Below are 18,716 nucleotides of genomic sequence, written 5' to 3'. Positions count from 1 at the left end.
CTACATGAAGGTATTAATTGTCGTGCGTACTTTAAAAATTGGCGGCATGGAGCGAGTCGCGGTAAACCTTGCGGATGCCTTTGCCGAGCACGGCCATGAAAGCCACCTAATGTACTTCAAGCCGCGCCCTCCTCAACTTGAACCAGGTAACGAACAGGTAAACATTCACCACTTCGCTCTTTCTCAGGCCATGTGGATGTCAGGGGTAGGGGGCATGATCGAGATTGCCGCACGCCTGCTGAATAGCGTGGTACGAAAAAGCTATTTTCTACTGTCAGGCTGGTGGGGCGGAAAGCTTTTTCGTCGTGAGATACGCAGGCTAGAGCGCCAATATGGCACTTTTGACCGCATTATTTTTCGCGGCATTGGCACCTTTGAAACGGTATGGTCCTTCAAAGATCCCCGCGCCTGTTACGTCCTGGAAAATATAGTTAAAACCTCTCCTGGACATACTCCCTGGCTGGAGCGACTCAAGGCACGTTGCTTGTTTCATGACAAACACTTGATAACCGTCTCGCACGGCGTCGAAAAGCAGATTGCCACGGCTATGCAAGCGCTGACGGTGCAGCCGCTATCGCTGCGTACGATCACCAATCCATGCCCCATAGCGGCTATCCAAAGCGCAATGCACGAAGACACACCCGAACGGCCCACCACCCCTTATTTACTTAACGTCGCGCGCTTGGTGCCGCAGAAGAACCACCACCTGCTGCTGCGGGCATATGCCAAAATGCAAACTCATCTACCACTGGTCATTGTCGGTGAGGGGCCATTACGCAGCGAGCTGGAGGCGCTAGTCGCTGAGCTGGGTATTGCTGAACGCGTTACGTTTGTCGGCCGCCAATTAAACCCCTACCCTTGGATGCATCATGCACGACTATTTATCTTGAGTTCTGCGCATGAAGGCTTGGGCATCGTGCTGCTGGAAGCGCTGGCCTGCCAAACGCCAATTGTATCGGTCGATTGCCCAGGTGGGGTACGTGATATTATGACCGGCGAGCTGGAGGCTTATCTGTGTGAAATGACACCAGAGGCTTTAGCAGCCCGTGTCGATGCTGTTCTTGTAGCTGACGGCTACGCGATTGATGAGCGTTGGCTGGAACGCTTTTCCCCAGCACAAATTACTTCTGCCTTTTTGCAAGAGATGCCTGCTTCATGATTTCGGCCAATATTATTACCTTTAACGAAGAAGCCAATATTGCCGACTGCATTGCGTCAGTTCGCCAAGTATGTGGCGACATCGTGGTGGTAGATTCAGGAAGCCAGGATCAAACCACTACCATTGCTCGCGAGCTAGGCGCCAGGGTGGTTCAACAGGCCTATCTCGGTGATGGCATCCAAAAAAATATTGCACTTGAGCATGTGGAGCACGACTGGGTGCTCAGCCTGGACGCCGATGAACGTTTAACAACAGAAATGGTCGCAGCCATTCGTCAGCTTGACCTTGCGGCCACCGAGCATGATGCGTTTGCCTTTCGTCGGCGAAACATGATCGGTTCGCGCTGGATCAGGGTCTGTGGCTGGTATCCCGATTACTGTATTCGTCTCTACAACCGACAGCATGCACGCTTTGCGGACGTTAAGCAGCACGCTAGCGTAGTAGCCGCGAATCCCAAAAGAATCAACGCCGATATTGTGCACCACTCGTTCGAAAACCTGGGGCAGTTATTTGCGAAGCCAGGACGCAATTTCAGTGGTCGTGCAGCGAAGATCATGTTCCAGAAAGGAAAGCGCGCCAATGCATTTTCACCGTTTGTACATGGCCTGAATGCCTTTGTACGCAAATATATATTTCAGCGAGGCTTTATGGGCGGGGTCGATGGAATGACCGTAGCAATCAGCGCAGGACTCAATAGCTACTTGAAGTACGCCAAGCTACTCGAATACCAGCGTGACCCTAAAGTGCTTGAAGCAGAAGACTTTAATAAGATTTGGTGATTCATGCACATTACTCATGTAAATCTGGCACGAGGTTTTCGCGGTGGCGAGCGCCAGACTGAGCTATTAATTGAGACGCTGGCAGCGCAGCCTTCGAATCACGTTACACAGACACTGGTTTGCCGACAGGACTCTCCCATGCGTCAGCACCTGCTCGACGTAAAGGGGCTCCGTTTTCAATCAGCCAATCATCAATTGGCTGGACACTATCGATTAGGTGATACCCAGCTTGTTCACGCTCATGATGCAAAAGGTGTTCATTGGGCTTACTTACACTATCGCCTAACAGGCACACCCTATTTAATTACTCGACGCGTTGATTCGCCTGTCAAACGTAAGTGGTTTAACCAGCAATGTTATTCTCATGCCTCCGCACGAGTTGCTCTTTCCCATGTTATAAAGCGTCTTCTGGAAGCAAATCAGTGGGGCGACGTTAAATTAATAGCAAGTGCTTACGCTCGGCTAGCCCCTTCACCTGACGCCACACGTATTTTTCGCGAGGATTTTGCCAATAAATTTTTGGTAGGCCACGCAGGGGCCGTGGTTGATCGCCATAAAGGGCAGCGGTTATTACTGCAGGCGGCGCAGAAACTTGAGCGACAAGCGCCTGATATACAGTTTATTTTTTTAGGTGACGGCGAAGATGCAAAAACGCTAAAAGCAGAATCCTCGTCACTTAGCAATGTTTCCTGGCTAGGATTTAAAAGCAATATTGCCGACTATCTAGCTGGCCTGGATGTGTTTGCATTTCCTTCACGCAATGAAGGCTTGGGCTCCGTTTTGTTGGATGTAATGCAGTTAGGTATTCCTGTCATCGCTACTGACGTTGGTGGTATACCCGATATCGTTCAGCATGAGCAGACGGGGTTACTCATACCAAACAATGATGCAAATGCATTAGCCAACAGTATTATGCGATTAAGAGACGACGCCGCTCTTCAGCAGCGGTTGGTTCATAGAGCCACTGAGCGTTTAGATCAATACAGTCCTCAGTCAATGACAGCATCATATTGGCATCTCTATCAAGCAATCGTGAGTTAATGGCTATGCTTGTTGCGAAAGCGCATAAGAACCTTCACAAGCTGGTTTTTTATGTTCAACATACTGCTCATCGCCTGATCCCCACTGCTTTATTACAGTGGCAGCGGAAACGCTTGTTACGCTCACTAAAGCGCTTATCGAAAGAAGAGCAGAAAAAAATACTTTATCGCGTTAATTACTGTAATAGTCTCGATAACTGCACTGAACTACCTGATCAGGCAATAAGCTTATCTAATTTTAAACGTGAAAAAAGCGGAACCTACTACTTGGACCTGCTGGGCCTATTGCGTTACTTTTCGCCCGAGCTGAAGTTCTGCTATCTCTTCGGCGATGTAACAACGGTACCAAGCGTGGCTACCTTGGTAAAAAGTCGCCCTATTAATAAGCATAATCAAAACTCGGTATTACTTAAGTTAAATCGCGTACGTCACTACTATACGGTCAAAGACCCTATTCCCTATGATGACAAGCTTGATCTTGTCGTGTGGCGGGGAGCTTGCCACCAAGATCATCGACGCCAATTCGTGCGGGATTTTCATGATCACCCTTTATGCAACGTGGGTGATGTTCACAAAAATGCTCTGGGTCAGCCTTGGCATCGTCAATTCATGTCGGTGCAGGAGCAGCTGAAGTATAAATTCGTACTCAGTATCGAAGGAAAGGATGTTGCCACAAACCTTAAATGGATAATGGCCTCTAATTCCCTCTGCTTGATGAGACGGCCTCGCTTTGAGACATGGTTCATGGAGGGCACTCTGTTACCCGGCTATCACTATGTTGAGCTCAAGGAGGACTACTCGGATCTTGAGGAGAAAGTCACCTATTACCAAGAAAACCCCGACGCCGCCAAAAGGATCATTGCCAATGCGAACTGCTACTTTTCTCAATTCATGGATACAGAACGGGAACGCTTAATCAGCCTATTGGTTATGCAGAAATATTTTGAGTATACCCGACAGTCTTTCAGTAGTTGTCGTTTTAACTAACACCTCTGTTGTCATTCTGTAGACAATTACGTCACTTAATTTTTTGGACATTTAAGCTAGTGACAAAAAATCACACGCAAAGGATAATGCATGTATTTTTCATACAAAAGTATAGTCAAGAAAATTGAATGCAGCGAAAAGCTAATTTTAAAGGATGCTAATATTTTATCTTATGGCAATAAACGTATTTGCTACTACCACGCAAAAAAACCTTCAAAACTAATTAAAGTTTCTCGCGATCTAAAACATTGGAAAGAAGGCCATAAGCAAAGCCTAACAGAATGGTATGTATCAGAAAAAATTAAATCAGCAAAAGGAGAATGTCCAATAAGCCTTTGTTATAATTGGATAAAGACGGATAAAGGACCTGGCTTGTTGGTAGATCGAATTAGCGATGATAAAGGTGAATCGCGAACGTTAAGGAAGATTTTATTTAAAAGAGAGCTCACCGTTAAAAAAGCGATAGAATTAGTGGAAGAAACGATCCAGATTTTCTCTACTTTTGGAGTTCCGGCATCAGATTTTAATATTGATAATTTCATTCTAGACGGCACTCATGATGAATATAGAATTGTTATGGTTGATGGGTTCTCACCCAAAAAAACAAATTTTAAAGCATACTTACTTCTCAACAGCCGTGTATTAGCAAACCTTTACGCCAAACGTAAATGGAGATTAATAAAAGATAAATTCACCTACTGTGCACAAAAAGTTTATGCTGGTGATTATAATTTTGCCGCAGCCATGCCTCTGAGTGATACCTCAAACAGTGATGGTCTCAAAGCTAATCAATGAAATGAATTTGCCTGAAAAAGTAGGTTGCATATGAATCCTCGTGCTATTCGAAAAATAGCAATCATCACTATCGGCCTTTGTCTGGGCTATACCGTCACGGTACTAACCCGCCTGCCTTGGTGGACGCTATTTTTTGTGGCGGCCGTATGGATTGGTGTGGGCTTAAAGCTGCGCTGGGGCCAACCCACCAATGCCCGTTATCGCAAAATGTGGCCCTGGTCGCTGTTGCCGCTTAGCTTGTGGGGCGTTTACGTCTACTTGGCAGATAGCTTCGGCATTGTCGACCTGGGCGCGGTGTTTTTTCATCTCCAGGCAGGCATGGCCGAGCACGGCGGCGCCGGTAAAATGCTTACCGCGGTGCTTTATACGCTGATCATGATTGGCGTGCTGGCATCCGTCACGTGGTTGTCCCGTCATGACCAGCGCTGGCGGTTAGCCGAGCGCTTTTTCGCTATTTTGTTATTGGCAAGCAACCCGCTGCTTTTTGGTCTGGGCCAACGCAGCGCAGCTATTGTTACCGACGATGGTGCTTGGCTTGATCGTCGCTATAAGCCGCCCCCCGCTGAAGCGCTTAGTGACGCCCCGAACTTACTCCTTTTGTATCTAGAAAGCATTGAGCGCACCTACGCCAACGATATATTCGAGGATGCCTATGCCAATCTCAACACACTGGGTGAGCGAGGCGCGGTCTTTGAAGGTGTCCGCCAAATGGATAACACCGGTTGGACAATGGCGGGAATGATTGCCAGCCAATGTGGCGTGCCTTTAATGCCTGCGGGCCTCCTTCACGACAGTCAGTTTGACCCTCTCTCTAAGGTCGTTCCCGGCGTCGATTGCCTTGGCGATATACTCGCGGCGCAGGGCTACCAGCTCAGCTACTTGGGTGGTGCCAGCACTCAGTTTGCAGGCAAGGGGATTTTCTATCGCGGCCACCAGTTCAACACCGTAAAAGGGCGTGAAGAGTTAGAGCCACAGCTGACAGATCCCGAATATGTAAACAGTTGGGGGCTTTATGACGACACGCTTTATGACATTACCGCCGACGAAATACGGCGTCTCGACAAAGAGAATAAAGGCCCCTGGGGCGTGGTAACTCTTAATTTAGCAGGTCATGCGCCCAATGGTTACCCCTCTCAATCCTGTGTAGAACAACAGGGCGAATTTGACGGGCAGGATATTCTTTACTCCGTAGAGTGCTCAACGTGGCTGGCCCGAGATTTAATTGAGCGTTTGGAGTCAGAGGGGCTTCTCGACAACACATTGGTCGTGGTTCTCAGCGACCACCTGACCATGCGGGTGTCGGTGTGGGATCAGTTGACCGCTTTAGACCGCGACAACACGCTTATCATGCTGGGTGATGATATTCAGCCACAGCGTATTCGCCGTGATGCCACCATGCTGGATGTCTTCCCCACCGTGTTGGATGCGCTGGGCTTTCGCTTGGAAGGCCAGCGTGCGGGGCTGGGCACGTCATTATTTAGTGATCAGCGTACGCTGGTGGAAGCACATGGTATTGAAGTGCTCAATGAGCGCCTACAGGAAGAGACAGCGCTGCAGCACCGCCTCTGGGAAGGTATCTCACCCCAGCGCCGTGAGCTCGACGCGTCCTCTTCTCAAGAGCAAACCGTAGAGACACCCGCTGACCGAGCCGATGAAGTGGAGCTTATCCATTAGCTATCACGCTCTCCCGTTGATGAGCCGCGTGAATCTGTTCGTAGACCTGGTCAACGCTCAGTTGGTTAAGGCAGTTGGTATGCCCCAATGGGCACGTGCGCTGAAAGCAGGGAGAGCAAGAGAGCGCCAGGTAGTGAATCACTGCATTATCGGTCAACGGCGGCGTGTAGGCGGGCGATGAAGAGCCATATAGCGCATGGATGCGAACGCCTACTGCTGCGGCCACATGCATTAATCCCGAGTCATTGGTGACCACTTGCCGACAGTCCGCCAGCAAGTCAACGGCATCGGCCAACTGTGTTTTGCCGCACAGGTTATGGGCATGGGCAAGCCCCTGCGTTATTTCCTCGCCCGCTGGGTGATCTTTGGCGCCGCCCAACACCCGTACTTCAAAACCTTCTTCTACCAAGCGTTTTGCTAACGTGTGAAAGTAACTGATCGGCCACTGCTTGGCGGGGCCGTATTCAGCGCCCGGCATCATGCCAATCGCCGTGCGTGATGAAAGCGAATGCGTCAGGCGTAAATTAACCAGATTATCGCGATCAATCTGCAGCCGCGGCTTGGGCAATACAAAGTCGCCGCTGGTCGCTTCTTCAAGGGGCAGCCCTAGCGAAACAAAGCGCTTTACCGTTTGATCCAGCACCTGCTTGTCGAGCTTACGGCGCTCCTTGAGAAGACCGTAGCGATGCTCGCCCATAAACCCGACACGCTCGGGAATGCGTGCCATAAAAGGCACCAGCGCGGCCTTCCACGAACGCGGCAATACAATCGCGCGATCGAATCGCCCCCTTAGGCGGCTGGCGAGTTCGCGGCGGCTAGCCAAGCCAAATTCGCCATGACCAACTGCCAGCGGCAACACCTCATCTACCTCGGGCATGCGTTCTAAAATAGGCTGCGACCACGCGGGCGCGACCACCCCTATCGTAGCGCCTGGCTGGCGGGCTTTTAAAGTCATAAACAGGCTTTGTGCCATGACCATATCACCGACCCACGAAGGGCCAATTACCAGCAAGCGCTGAGCCGAGTTAGCCATTTAGCCACCCCAAGTAGGCCTTAACCCCTTGAGCAACGGTTTTAAACTCCACATCGCAGCCACTAGCGCGTAACTGGTTAATGTCAGCCCGGGTATAGCTCTGATAGCGCCCTTTCAACTCTTCAGGGAAGGCAATGTAATCGATCTCGCCTTTGCCATAGAAGTCGATAACGGCTTCACCAATCGCTTTGAAAGGCTCTGCACGACCAGTACCAAGATTGAAGATGCCCGACTGGTCTGGATGATCCAGAAACCAGAGATTCACATCGACCACATCGCCCACATAAACGAAGTCGCGGCTCTGCATACCCGCCTCATAACCGCCATAGGCGCCGAACAATTTCAGGGTTTCGCCGTTACGGATTTGCAGATGATTATGGTACGCCACGCTGGCCATTTTGCCTTTGTGCTGTTCCCGGGGGCCGTAGACATTGAAGTAACGAAAGCCCACCACTTGTGTGGTCAACTCGCTCCACCGCGCACGCACGTGCTGATCGAACAGCAGTTTGGAATAGCCGTAAACGTTGAGTGGCTTTTCGCACTCCGGTACCTCTTTGAAAACCTCGCTGCCGCCATAGGTCGCCGCCGATGAGGCGTACAGGAAGGGAATCCCTTGCTGCTCGCAGTAGTTAAGCAGCACTTTGGAGTACTCGAAATTATTTTCCATCATGTAGTGACCATCCCACTCGGTGGTATCCGAGCAGGCGCCTTCGTGGAAAATGGCATCAATGATAGGCAAGTCGACGCTCTCCCCTTTCAGGGCAGCTTTTATCCTGGCAAGGAAATCATCTTTATCCAGATAATCCGCCAGCGTGCAGTCGGCCAGGTTGACGAATTTGGTGCCATCGCGCAGATCATCGACCACCATTACATCGTTTCGGCCACGGGCGTTCAGTGCTTTCACTATGTTGGCCCCGATAAAACCGGCACCGCCTGTTACCACAATCATACTGTTCTCCTTACCTAACGCGGCTTGTTGGCATACGTGCCTATAACCCATCTGCCTAGGATTGTATACTTGACGCCTTATGAATTCATGGCCAACGGTGCTTTCCGCGATGAGTGTTTCGACAAACCAATCGACACCTGATGTGTCGACCTTTCAAGGCTTGATCCTTGCTCTGCAGCAGTACTGGGCAGAACAAGGCTGTGTCATCCTTCAACCGCTCGATATGGAAGTCGGCGCGGGCACCTTCCACCCCGCCACCTTTCTGCGGGCGATTGGCCCCGAAACCTGGAACGCGGCCTATGTGCAGCCTTCAAGGCGCCCTACTGATGGCCGCTATGGCGAGAACCCTAACCGCCTTCAGCACTACTACCAGTTTCAGGTGGTGATGAAGCCATCGCCAAGCAACCTGCAGGATCTTTATCTGGGCTCACTCAAGCGGCTCGGTCTCGACCCACTGATTCATGACATCCGCTTTGTCGAAGATAACTGGGAATCCCCAACGCTAGGTGCCTGGGGCCTGGGCTGGGAAATCTGGTTAAACGGCATGGAAGTCACCCAGTTTACCTATTTTCAGCAGGCAGGTGGCATTGAGTGCTACCCGGTTACCGGCGAACTGACCTATGGGCTTGAGCGTATCGCCATGTACCTGCAGGACGTCGACAGCGTCTATGACCTGATTTGGGCCATTGCCCCAGACGGTAGCAAGGTCACCTATGGCGATGTGTATCTGCAAAACGAACGCGAGCAGTCAGCTTACAACTTTGAACACGCTGATGTGGACCAATTGTTTGCCGCATTCGACCATCAGGAAAAAGAGTGTGGCAAACTGCTCGCTGCCAGCCTACCACTGCCCGCCTATGAGCAAGTCTTAAAAGCATCGCACACGTTCAATCTGTTGGATGCCCGTCACGCTATTTCGGTCACCGAACGCCAGCGCTTTATTCTGCGCGTTCGTACCATGGCCCGTGATGTAGCTACCGCCTACTTTGATTCACGTAAAGCAGAAGGTTTCCCTATGGCGCCAGAAACACTTCGCCGCGAACTACTCGCCGAACAGGGAGACAATTAATGGCTGTTGATACGCTTTTATTAGAACTCGGAGCAGAAGAACTGCCTCCCACTGCATTAGATGCACTTTCTGATGCGTTCGCAGCGGGTATTGCGAAAGGCCTGCAAGAAGCCGATGTACCGTTTTCTCGCATTACCGCCTATGCGACGCCGCGCCGTTTAGCGGTACAAGTGAGTGAGTTGGCCGATAAGCAGCCTGACCGTGACGTTGAGCGCCGTGGGCCAGCACTGGCGGCGGCCTTTAAGGATGGCGTTCCCACTAAAGCCGCGGAAGGCTTTGCCCGCTCTTGCGGTGTAAGCGTAGACGAGTTGATTCACTTAGAAACCGATAAAGGTATTTGGCTAGGTTTTCGTGAACAGCAGCAGGGAGAATCTATTCAAGCGCTGCTGCCCGAGATTATTCGCAAAGCCATCAGTGCCCTCCCTGTGCCTAAAAATATGCGCTGGGGCGCTTCACGTGTTGAATTCTCGCGCCCGGTTCATTGGCTGGTAGCGCTTTATGGTAGCGACGTCGTGGCTGCTGAAGCGCTAGGCCTGCAAGCAAGCTGCACTACTTACGGTCATCGCTTCCACGCCCCTGATGCCATCCAGTTGACCCATGCCGATGAGTACGTGGCTACGCTGGAAAATGCTTATGTGCTAGTCGATCGCGAGCAGCGCCGTGAACGTATCCGCGAGCAAGTGCTGGCAGAAGCCGAAGTTCAAGAAGCCACCGCCGTTATTGATGAAGACCTTCTGGTTGAAGTTAGCGGCTTGGTGGAATGGCCCGTCGCACTTACCGGCAGTTTTGATGAGCGTTTCCTGGAAGTGCCCGCTGAGTGCCTGATCTCCTCGATGAAGGCCAACCAGAAATATTTTCACCTGCTGGATGACGCTGGCAAGCTGAAACCGCTGTTTATTACCATCGCCAATATCGATAGCGCCGACCCCGATCAGGTCATTGCCGGTAACGAGAAAGTCATTCGCCCGCGCTTAGCCGACGCAGCGTTTTTCTACGATACCGACCGCAAGCGCACACTGGCCTCGCGCATTCCCCAGCTAGAAAGCGTTGTTTTCCAGCAGCAGCTGGGCACCTTGGCGGACAAAGCGCGCCGCAGCACCGCCATTGCGACCTTTATTGCCGAGCAGATTAGCGGCGATGTGGCTCAGGCCCAGCGCGCCGTGGCGCTTGCCAAATGTGACCTTGTGACCGAAATGGTGCTCGAATTCCCCGAACTGCAGGGCATCATGGGCCGTTACTACGCCGAGCAGGATGGCGAACCCGCGGAGGTTTCCCAAGCGCTTGAAGAGCAGTACCTGCCGCGATTCGCCACTGATGTCATTCCCCTGAGCGCGACCGGTAAGGCGTTAGCCCTGGCTGACCGGCTGGACACCCTGGTAGGTATCTTCGGCATTGGCCAACGCCCCACTGGCGCGAAGGACCCCTTTGCGTTACGTCGTGCCTCGATTGGCGTGCTTAACATTCTGATCAAAGGCGAGCTGAACCTTGACCTGCGCGAGCTACTCACCGTTGCCGCTGAGCAGCACCAGAGCCTACCCAAGGCCGATGGCCTGGTTGAGGATGTGCTGACCTACATGCTGGATCGCTTCCGCGCCTGGGGCCAGGAAGAAGGGATCAGTGCTGAAATGTACCTTGCGGTTCGCGCTCGCCCGGTGACCAATCCTCTCGACTTCGCTCGCCGTCTGCGCGCCGTGAAGGCCTTTGCCCAGCGTGATGAAGCAGCCGCGTTGGCAGCCGCTAACAAGCGTGTTTCTAACATCTTGGCTAAGCAAGAGCACAATGGTAGTACCCAGGTCGATCAAAACCTTTTACAGGAAGATGCCGAACGCGCTTTGTTCGATGCGGTGAGCCGAAGCCAGACACAAGTGGCCCCGCTGTTTGCTGCAGGCAACTATCAGCAAGCATTGGACACTCTTGCTACCCTGCGTGAACCGGTGGATGCTTTCTTTGACCAGGTCATGGTGATGGCGGATGACCCAGCTATTCAACGCAACCGCTTGGCCCTACTCGCTAGCCTTCAAGCGCTATTCCTAGAAGTGGCCGATATCTCACTTCTTCCCCAGTAGTCATCGCTTAATTAGTCGCTACAAGCCCAACCGTATAAACGGTTGGGCTTTTTTGTTAACTGGGAATATATGTTTCACGTGAAACACTGCTGCGAGTCCGAGGTAAGATAGTCGATAACAATAGCGGACAGAAAGTATCGCCGACAACCGTATCAATAGGATTTCTATGCTGAGTGCCGAAAAACTTGTCATTCTGGATCGTGACGGCGTCATCAATCATGATTCTGATGCCTATATAAAATCCCTTGATGAATGGGTTCCCTACCCCTCTTCAATTGCCGCCATTGCTCGCCTCAGTCATGCGGGATTTACGGTAGTGGTAGCGACCAATCAGTCAGGCATCGCCCGCGGCTATTATGATGAAGCAACGCTCCAGAGTATGCATGATCGCTTGTTAGCGTTGGTGGAAAAGGAAGGCGGACGCATCACTCACATCGTCTACTGCCCCCATGGACCTGACGACAAGTGCCAATGCCGTAAACCATTGCCTGGAATGCTGCATCAGATTCAGCAGCAGTTGGGGCTGGCAAGCTTGGCAGGGAGCTGGATGGTAGGAGACAGTCTGCGAGATTTACAAGCAGGCGAAGCAGTTGGCTGTCGTACCGTACTGGTTAGAACTGGAAAAGGAGCAAAAACAGAAGCCAAGGGTATTGGGCTTGAAAAAGCACATGCTTTCGATGATTTAGCCCACTTTGTGGACTGGCTGATCACCACGAAGCAGTAGATACCGATCTGCAATAAAAAAGCGCCGCTAGGAGAGATTAGCGGCGCTTTTCGTTAATGATCGTCATATGTTTCACGTGAAACACATGACGGTAGTAGCAAACGTCTCTTATACGTCCAGGTTAGCCACCAGCGCATTAGTTTCGATGAAGTCGCGACGTGGTTCAACGTCATCACCCATCAGCGTGTTGAACATCATGTCAGCACCCACGGCATCTTCGATCGTCACACGCAGCATACGGCGGCTATCAGGATCCATCGTCGTATCCCACAGCTGATCCGGATTCATTTCACCCAGACCTTTATAACGCTGCACCGATAGACCACGCTGGCCCTCTTGCATCAGCCATGCCAGCACTTCGGAGAAGTGAGATACAGGCTTCTGACGCTCACCCCGGGCAATAAATGCGCCCTCTTCAAGGAAGCCATCCAGCGTTTCGCCCAACTCAGCGATGCCCCGATAATCAGCGCTTTCAAAGAAGTCGAGTCCCCACGTGTACTCTGTGGTCACACCGTGAGCCACCAGCGATACGGTAGGTAGGAAAAGTCCACGTTCAGAATCTTCTTGAAGGTGGAAGTGATAACGCGGACCACCTTCATAGGCAACCATGTCATCCATGGTCTTCTGAATTTCATCAATCCAGTTCTGCATGGTTACGCGATCTTTCAGGCTTTCTTCACCTTTAAGCGCAGACGTATGAATGATCTGCTTGAGCACTTCATTGGGGTAAACCCGTGACAAGCGATCAATCCGTTTCATGACGTTACGGTACTGGTTTACCAGCGTTTCTAACTGAGAACCCGAGATGCCTGGTGCATTGGCATTAACGTGCAGGCCAGCGCCATCCAGGGCTGTGGTAGTCAAGTAGTCCACCATCGCCTGCTCATCTTTCAGGTAGAGCTCTTGCTTACCGCGCTTGATTTTATACAGCGGCGGCTGGGCGATGAAGATATGGCCGCGCTCGATCAATTCCGGCATCTGCCGGAAGAAGAACGTCAGCAGGAGCGTACGAATATGCGAGCCATCCACGTCCGCATCGGTCATGATAATGACGGAGTGGTAGCGCAGCTTATCGGGGTTGAACTCTTCACGGCCAATGCCACAGCCAAGAGCAGTGATCAATGTGCCTACTTCAGCTGAAGAGAGCATTTTATCAAAGCGCGCTTTTTCGACGTTCAGGATTTTACCCTTGAGCGGCAAAATAGCCTGGGTACGCCGGTCACGGCCCTGCTTGGCACTACCCCCTGCCGAGTCACCCTCCACCAGGTAGAGTTCAGACTGGCTTGGATCCTTTTCCTGACAATCCGCCAGTTTACCGGGCAAGCCAGCAATATCCAGCGCGCCTTTACGGCGGGTCATGTCACGCGCCTTGCGGGCGGCTTCACGAGCACGCGCCGCATCCAGCATCTTATTAACGATCGCTTTGGCTTCGTTAGGCTTTTCAACCAGATACTCAGAAAAGAGGCGGCTCATCTCCTGCTCAACGGCAGTCTTAACTTCGCTGGAGACTAGCTTATCTTTCGTTTGCGACGAAAATTTAGGATCTGGTACTTTGACCGAAATAATCGCAGTCAAGCCTTCACGGGCGTCGTCACCCGTGGTATTTACCTTGGCTTTTTTGAGCAGGTTTTCAGCTTCAATATAGTTATTGAGCGTGCGGGTAAGACCCGCTCGGAAGCCCGCCAAGTGCGCGCCACCGTCTCGCTGAGGAATATTATTGGTGTAACAGAAAATATTTTCAGTGAAGGCTTCGCTCCACTGCATGGCCACCTCAACTTCAACGCCATCTTCACGAATAGCGTTAAAGTGGAATACCGGGTTAATGACACTTTTATTGGTATTGAGGTGATCAACAAAGGCTTTTAAGCCGCCTTCGTAATGGAATAGCTCTTCTTTACCGCTACGCTCATCCAACAATCGGATAGCAACACCGGAATTCAAGAAAGAGAGTTCACGCAACCGCTTGGCAAGAATATCGAAATGGAACTCGATATTGCCAAACGTTTCTGGAGAGGGGCGGAAATGAACGCGGGTACCACTTTTTTCGGTTTTGCCTACAACGCTCAATGGTGCTTGAGGCACACCGTGATGGTACATCTGTTCAAACACTTCGCCCTGGCGCCAAATGGTCAAGCGCAGCTCGGCAGACAATGCGTTTACAACAGAAACACCAACGCCATGTAACCCACCGGAAACTTTATAGGAGTTATCGTCGAATTTGCCGCCTGCGTGCAGCACCGTCATTATAACTTCAGCAGCAGACACCCCCTCCCCTTCGTGAAGTTCAGTGGGTACGCCGCGGCCGTTATCACTAACGGTGACTGACTCATCTGGGTGAATGACAACGCGAATTTCGCTGCAATGCCCAGCCAAGGCCTCATCGATGGAGTTATCCACCAACTCGAAGACCATGTGGTGCAGACCGGTACCGTCGTCGGTGTCACCAATATACATACCTGGACGCTTACGCACTGCGTCCAGCCCCTTGAGCACCTTAATGCTTGATGAATCGTAAGCCTGCTCGCTCATTGACCACTCCGTCGTGAAGTCTGTCTCGTTCCGTATCGTCTACCCTTCGCGCTAGCTAGCCAGCACTAACTGGCTCAGCCCTTGTTCAGTATGTTTCACGTGAAACATCTTCACCAAAGTATCAGGCCGCCAGGTACTACTTAACGCAGAAGGTTCGACGCTGGTAATAAATGCTTGGCACTGCATGTCTTCAAGTAATCCACAAAACTGATGCCGATTTTGCTCATCAAGTTCTGCTGGCAAATCGTCGATGAGATAAATACAGTGCCGCTGTGCTGTTCTTTCCAGAAACCGCCCTTGGGCGAGTTTCAAGGCGCTCACCACTAACTTTTGCTGGCCTCTGGAAAGCACTTCGATAGCAGGCTGTTTGTTTACTCTGATACGCAAATCTGCGCGCTGCGGGCCTTGCTGCGTGAAGCCCATTTGTTGATCAGTGGGCCGACTATCGTGTAACACTGCTGAAAGAGACCGCTCTTTGTCCCAGCCCCTCGCGTAATGAATCGACAACCCAGGTAGTGGAAGTAGCACTTTAAGTGTCTCTTCAAAGACTGGCAAAAAGTCACTGAACCACGCACGGCGCAACGCATCCATCTGTTCACCCCAAATGGCGAGCTCCTGCTCCCACACCACCATTTCCTGAGGGTGTATTCTACCACGCCTGAGCAGTGCATTCCGATGTTTCAACGCACGCCGGGTACGCTTCCAGATTCCCAAAAAGTCATGTTTCACGTGAAACACTCCCCAATCGAGAAACTCACGGCGACCAGCAGGAGAACCTTCAAGCAGTCGAAAAGCGTCAGGGTTGATTAGCTGCAACGGCATCGCTTCGACTAGCTCTGCCAAGCGGGCGTTTTTATCTCCCTTCAGACGAAGCTCTAGCTCTCTCTGGGCACGCAAACGGCGCACGCCAAGGGTAATCTCAGGCTCACCGCTTAACCGTCCGTACAGTGTCATATGCGGCTTATCGGCTTGAATGGCGTGTTTCAACTGCCGCGTACGGAACGAGCGTCCCATACCTAGAATATGCACGCCTTCGAGAAGGCTGGTTTTACCACTGCCATTGGCGCCACTAATGACGTTAATACGTGATGAGGGCGTCATTTCAACTGGCTGGAGGTTACGCAATCCATGGAAATTAAGCAGTGTCAGGCTCATCCTATTATCACCACTTAAAATAGTCCGCAAATAGAGAGTATTGCACCCAATGAGGAAGCGGCGCTTCTGCTACCAGAAGCGCCGCTAATATAGCTTGCATATGCAATGCTATGATCCAAAGACCTTTTACAGGCGCATCGGCATAACGACATAGAGTGCATCACCACCGCCTGGCTCTTCAAGCAGTGCACTGCTATTGGGGTCGGCCAGGGTAATCTGCACGCGCTCTTCGTTCAGCACCGTCAGCACATCGACTAGATAGCCCACGTTAAAACCGACCTCCATCGCGCCGCCGTTATACTCAACAGCGATATTTTCCTCGGCTTCTTCCTGCTCCGGGTTGTTGGCCATTACTTTAAGGTTGTTTTCCTCAAGGTATAGCCGGACGCCACGGTATTTCTCATTAGAGAGAATAGCGGTACGCGAAAGCACTTGGCGCAGCGCGGCGCGTTCTGCAATCAGCACTTTATCGCCGTTGCGCGGCACTACGCGTTCATAGTCAGGGAATTTGCCGTCAATGAGCTTAGAGGTGAAGGTGAAATCGCCCGTGTGAGCACGTACATGGCTGGAGCCCAGCGTCAAGCTGACAGGCTCATCACTGTCATCCAGCAAGCGCGACAGCTCAAGGATACCCTTGCGGGGTACAATCAGCTTTTGTGACTGACTAACAGACACTTCAATCGGGCGTGAGCACATCGCCAAGCGGTGACCGTCAGTCGCGACCGTACGCAGCAGGTTGCTTTGGATTTCCAGCAGCATACCGTTGAGGTAATAACGTACATCTTGCTGCGCCATCGCAAATGAGGTGGCTTCAATCAGGTGCTTTAAGGTACCGCGAGGTACGCTGATTTCCTGACTGCCGTCCGCATCTTCTATATTGGGGAACTCGGCTACCGGAAGCGTCGACAGGGTAAAGCGTGAACGGCCACTGCGTAAGACCGCACGACCCTCTTCAACGGCTAGCTGAATATCGGATTGATCAGGCAGTGATTTACAAATATCCATCAGCTTGCGAGCAGGCACCGTTGCTGCACCCGCCTGATCAACCTGGCTGGCCACCGTGCGCCCAACAAGCTCAACCTCTAAGTCAGTACCGGTAAGCGACACCTGGTCGCCCTCTACCTGAATCAGTACATTCGAAAGTACAGGTAGCGTTTGGCGGCGCTCGACAACACCTGCGACCAGAGTCAGCGGACGTAACAGCGCCTCTCGGGAAATCGAAAATTTCATCAATACTCCGGTTCTATATCCTGAAAGACCTGCGCGTAACAGGCCCGTCCCATAGGGTGGTTAACTGGTCAACAGGCGCAGCAGATTCTTGTAATCCTCACGAATATCCGCGCTCTCTTCCTGCAATGATTTCACTTTTCGGCAAGCGTGTAACACCGTTGTGTGGTCACGCCCACCAAAGGCATCGCCAATCTCCGGCAAGCTATGATTGGTTAACTCCTTGGCAAGCGCCATCGCCACCTGACGAGGCCGGGCAACCGAGCGTGAACGGCGCTTGGAGAGCAAGTCCGCTACCTTGATCTTGTAATACTCCGCGACTGTGCGCTGAATATTATCGACGCCCACCTGCTTGTCTTGAAGGGCCAACAAATCCTTCAGCGATTCGCGAATAAAGTCTTGGGTAATCGTTTTACCCATGAAGTGCGAATCAGCGATGACCTTTTTCAATGCACCTTCTAATTCGCGCACGTTGGAACGAATTTTCTGAGCAATAAAGAAAGCTGCATCGTGAGGCAAATCGACCTTAGCTTGGTCGGCCTTTTTCATCAAGATGGCTACGCGGGTTTCAAGCTCTGGCGGCTCTATCGCGACCGTGAGCCCCCAACCAAAGCGTGATTTAAGGCGCTCCTCTACCCCACTGATCTCTTTAGGATAGCGGTCAGAGGTCAGGATCATTTGCTGACCACCTTCTAATAACGCATTGAAGGTATGAAAAAACTCTTCCTGGGAACGCTCTTTGCCAGCGAAAAACTGAATATCATCAATAAGTAATGCATCAACACTGCGATAAAAGCGCTTGAAATCGTTAATCGCATTGAGCTGTAACGCCTTGACCATATCGGCGACAAAACGCTCTGAGTGCAGATAGACCACACGGGCATTTTCGCGCCGCGTTGCCAGTGCATTACCCACGGCGTGCATCAAGTGGGTTTTACCGAGGCCCACGCCGCCATATAAAAACAGCGGGTTATAAGCGCCGCCGGGGTTTTCAGACACCTGGCGAGAGGCAGCGCGAGCCAGCTGGTTCGATTTACCTTCAACAAACGTATCGAAAGTAAAATTAGGATTTAGTCCGCTACCATGTTTCAGGCTGCCCTCTACTTGTACTTGGCGCTCATTATTACGCCGACTGGGAGCTTCATCACGTAGCCTGTCTATTTCACGCTCGTCCGCAATATCGCCGCGCGGAGGCGTATGAACAGCCGGTGCCGAAGGACGCGATGGAGAAGCCGATACGGGGTTGCCCAAGTCGCGATGCTGAGGAGCCTGCGTGGCCGGGCGGCGGCTACCTACCGTCAAACTCACTTTCGGCGGCTTGGCCGGCGCGAGCTCACGCATTAGTTCACTAATCCGCTTGGCATACTTATCGCTCACCCAATCGCGCACAAAGCGATTCGGCGCCAATAAGCGCAGCTCGTTGGACTCTCCTTCTTCTGCCTGCAGCGGGCGTATCCAGGTATTGAACTGCTGTGAATTCAGCTCATCCTGCAGGTTGTCCAGGCACTGTTGCCAAAGCGTCAGTGACAC

15 protein-coding genes are annotated in these 18,716 nt (G+C 51.7%); 9 read left to right on the top strand and 6 right to left on the bottom strand.

Annotated elements, in window-relative coordinates; all coding sequences use genetic code 11:
- Nucleotides 1-4: 4 nt before the first annotated feature.
- From ACXUPB_RS00075 to ACXUPB_RS00050, 6 genes are all read left to right on the top strand, one after another.
- Entirely contained in the window at nt 5-1,159 is a 1,155-nt protein-coding gene (locus tag ACXUPB_RS00075; protein WP_336270246.1) for a glycosyltransferase, read from the top strand.
- Entirely contained in the window at nt 1,156-1,938 is a 783-nt protein-coding gene (locus ACXUPB_RS00070) for a glycosyltransferase family 2 protein (RefSeq protein WP_336270248.1), read from the top strand. Before ACXUPB_RS00075 ends, ACXUPB_RS00070 begins: the two co-directional genes overlap by 4 nt.
- A 138-nt stretch (nt 1,939-2,076) precedes the next feature.
- Nucleotides 2,077-2,979 carry a glycosyltransferase family 4 protein gene (locus tag ACXUPB_RS00065; RefSeq protein ID WP_336270249.1) on the top strand — a complete coding sequence of 301 codons (903 nt, stop codon included), beginning with the start codon at nt 2,077-2,079 and terminating at the stop codon, nt 2,977-2,979.
- The gene (locus ACXUPB_RS00060) at nt 2,979-3,965 is read left to right on the top strand and encodes a glycosyl transferase family 90 (protein WP_472954743.1); all 987 of its coding nucleotides are present in this window, start codon (nt 2,979-2,981) and stop codon (nt 3,963-3,965) included. The genes ACXUPB_RS00065 and ACXUPB_RS00060 overlap by 1 nt, the downstream gene beginning before the upstream one ends.
- A gap of 90 nt (nt 3,966-4,055) precedes the next feature.
- Nucleotides 4,056-4,760 (top strand): YrbL family protein, encoded by a 705-nt coding sequence (locus ACXUPB_RS00055; protein WP_472954742.1) that lies wholly within the window; start codon nt 4,056-4,058, stop codon nt 4,758-4,760.
- A gap of 30 nt (nt 4,761-4,790) precedes the next feature.
- Nucleotides 4,791-6,434 (top strand): sulfatase-like hydrolase/transferase, encoded by a 1,644-nt coding sequence (locus tag ACXUPB_RS00050; protein ID WP_472954741.1) that lies wholly within the window; start codon nt 4,791-4,793, stop codon nt 6,432-6,434.
- Here the strand turns inward: ACXUPB_RS00050 and waaF are convergent.
- A complete protein-coding gene (gene waaF / locus ACXUPB_RS00045) occupies nt 6,424-7,467 on the bottom strand; it encodes a lipopolysaccharide heptosyltransferase II (protein ID WP_472954740.1) in 1,044 nt (347 codons plus the stop codon). The genes ACXUPB_RS00050 and waaF overlap by 11 nt on opposite strands.
- Entirely contained in the window at nt 7,460-8,416 is a 957-nt protein-coding gene (gene rfaD / locus ACXUPB_RS00040) for an ADP-glyceromanno-heptose 6-epimerase (protein WP_472954739.1), read from the bottom strand. The genes waaF and rfaD overlap by 8 nt, the downstream gene beginning before the upstream one ends.
- A gap of 109 nt (nt 8,417-8,525) precedes the next feature.
- Here rfaD and glyQ point away from each other — a divergent pair, with 109 nt between their 5' ends.
- The 3 genes from glyQ (at nt 8,526) to gmhB (ending at nt 12,275) form a co-directional block, all read left to right on the top strand.
- Nucleotides 8,526-9,485, top strand: a complete 960-nt coding sequence (gene glyQ, locus ACXUPB_RS00035; RefSeq protein WP_472954737.1) for a glycine--tRNA ligase subunit alpha — start codon at nt 8,526-8,528, stop codon at nt 9,483-9,485.
- Complete coding sequence (gene glyS / locus ACXUPB_RS00030) at nt 9,485-11,551, top strand: glycine--tRNA ligase subunit beta (RefSeq protein WP_472954735.1); 2,067 nt, start codon at nt 9,485-9,487, stop codon at nt 11,549-11,551. The genes glyQ and glyS overlap by 1 nt, the downstream gene beginning before the upstream one ends.
- 166 nt (nt 11,552-11,717) lie before the next feature.
- Nucleotides 11,718-12,275 carry a D-glycero-beta-D-manno-heptose 1,7-bisphosphate 7-phosphatase gene (gmhB, locus tag ACXUPB_RS00025; RefSeq protein WP_336270256.1) on the top strand — a complete coding sequence of 186 codons (558 nt, stop codon included), beginning with the start codon at nt 11,718-11,720 and terminating at the stop codon, nt 12,273-12,275.
- 108 nt (nt 12,276-12,383) lie between these two features.
- Here the strand turns inward: gmhB and gyrB are convergent, their stop codons facing one another.
- The 4 genes from gyrB to dnaA form a co-directional block, all read right to left on the bottom strand.
- Nucleotides 12,384-14,804: a DNA topoisomerase (ATP-hydrolyzing) subunit B gene (gene gyrB, locus ACXUPB_RS00020; protein ID WP_101145072.1), complete on the bottom strand. Its 2,421-nt coding sequence runs from the start codon at nt 14,802-14,804 to the stop codon at nt 12,384-12,386.
- 51 nt (nt 14,805-14,855) lie between these two features.
- A complete protein-coding gene (gene recF / locus ACXUPB_RS00015) occupies nt 14,856-15,959 on the bottom strand; it encodes a DNA replication/repair protein RecF (RefSeq protein ID WP_472954732.1) in 1,104 nt (367 codons plus the stop codon).
- A 126-nt stretch (nt 15,960-16,085) separates the two neighbouring features.
- A complete protein-coding gene (gene dnaN / locus ACXUPB_RS00010; protein WP_101145074.1) occupies nt 16,086-17,189 on the bottom strand; it encodes a DNA polymerase III subunit beta in 1,104 nt (367 codons plus the stop codon).
- Nucleotides 17,190-17,249: 60 nt separating this feature from the next.
- On the bottom strand, nt 17,250-18,716 hold the full coding sequence (dnaA, locus tag ACXUPB_RS00005) for a chromosomal replication initiator protein DnaA (RefSeq protein ID WP_008959106.1): 1,467 nt from the start codon (nt 18,714-18,716) through the stop codon (nt 17,250-17,252).

The organism is Vreelandella sp. DA03-1M (assembly GCF_055725665.1).
Note: the sequence above shows the minus strand (reverse complement) of the source record. Positions and strands in the feature narration are given on the sequence as shown.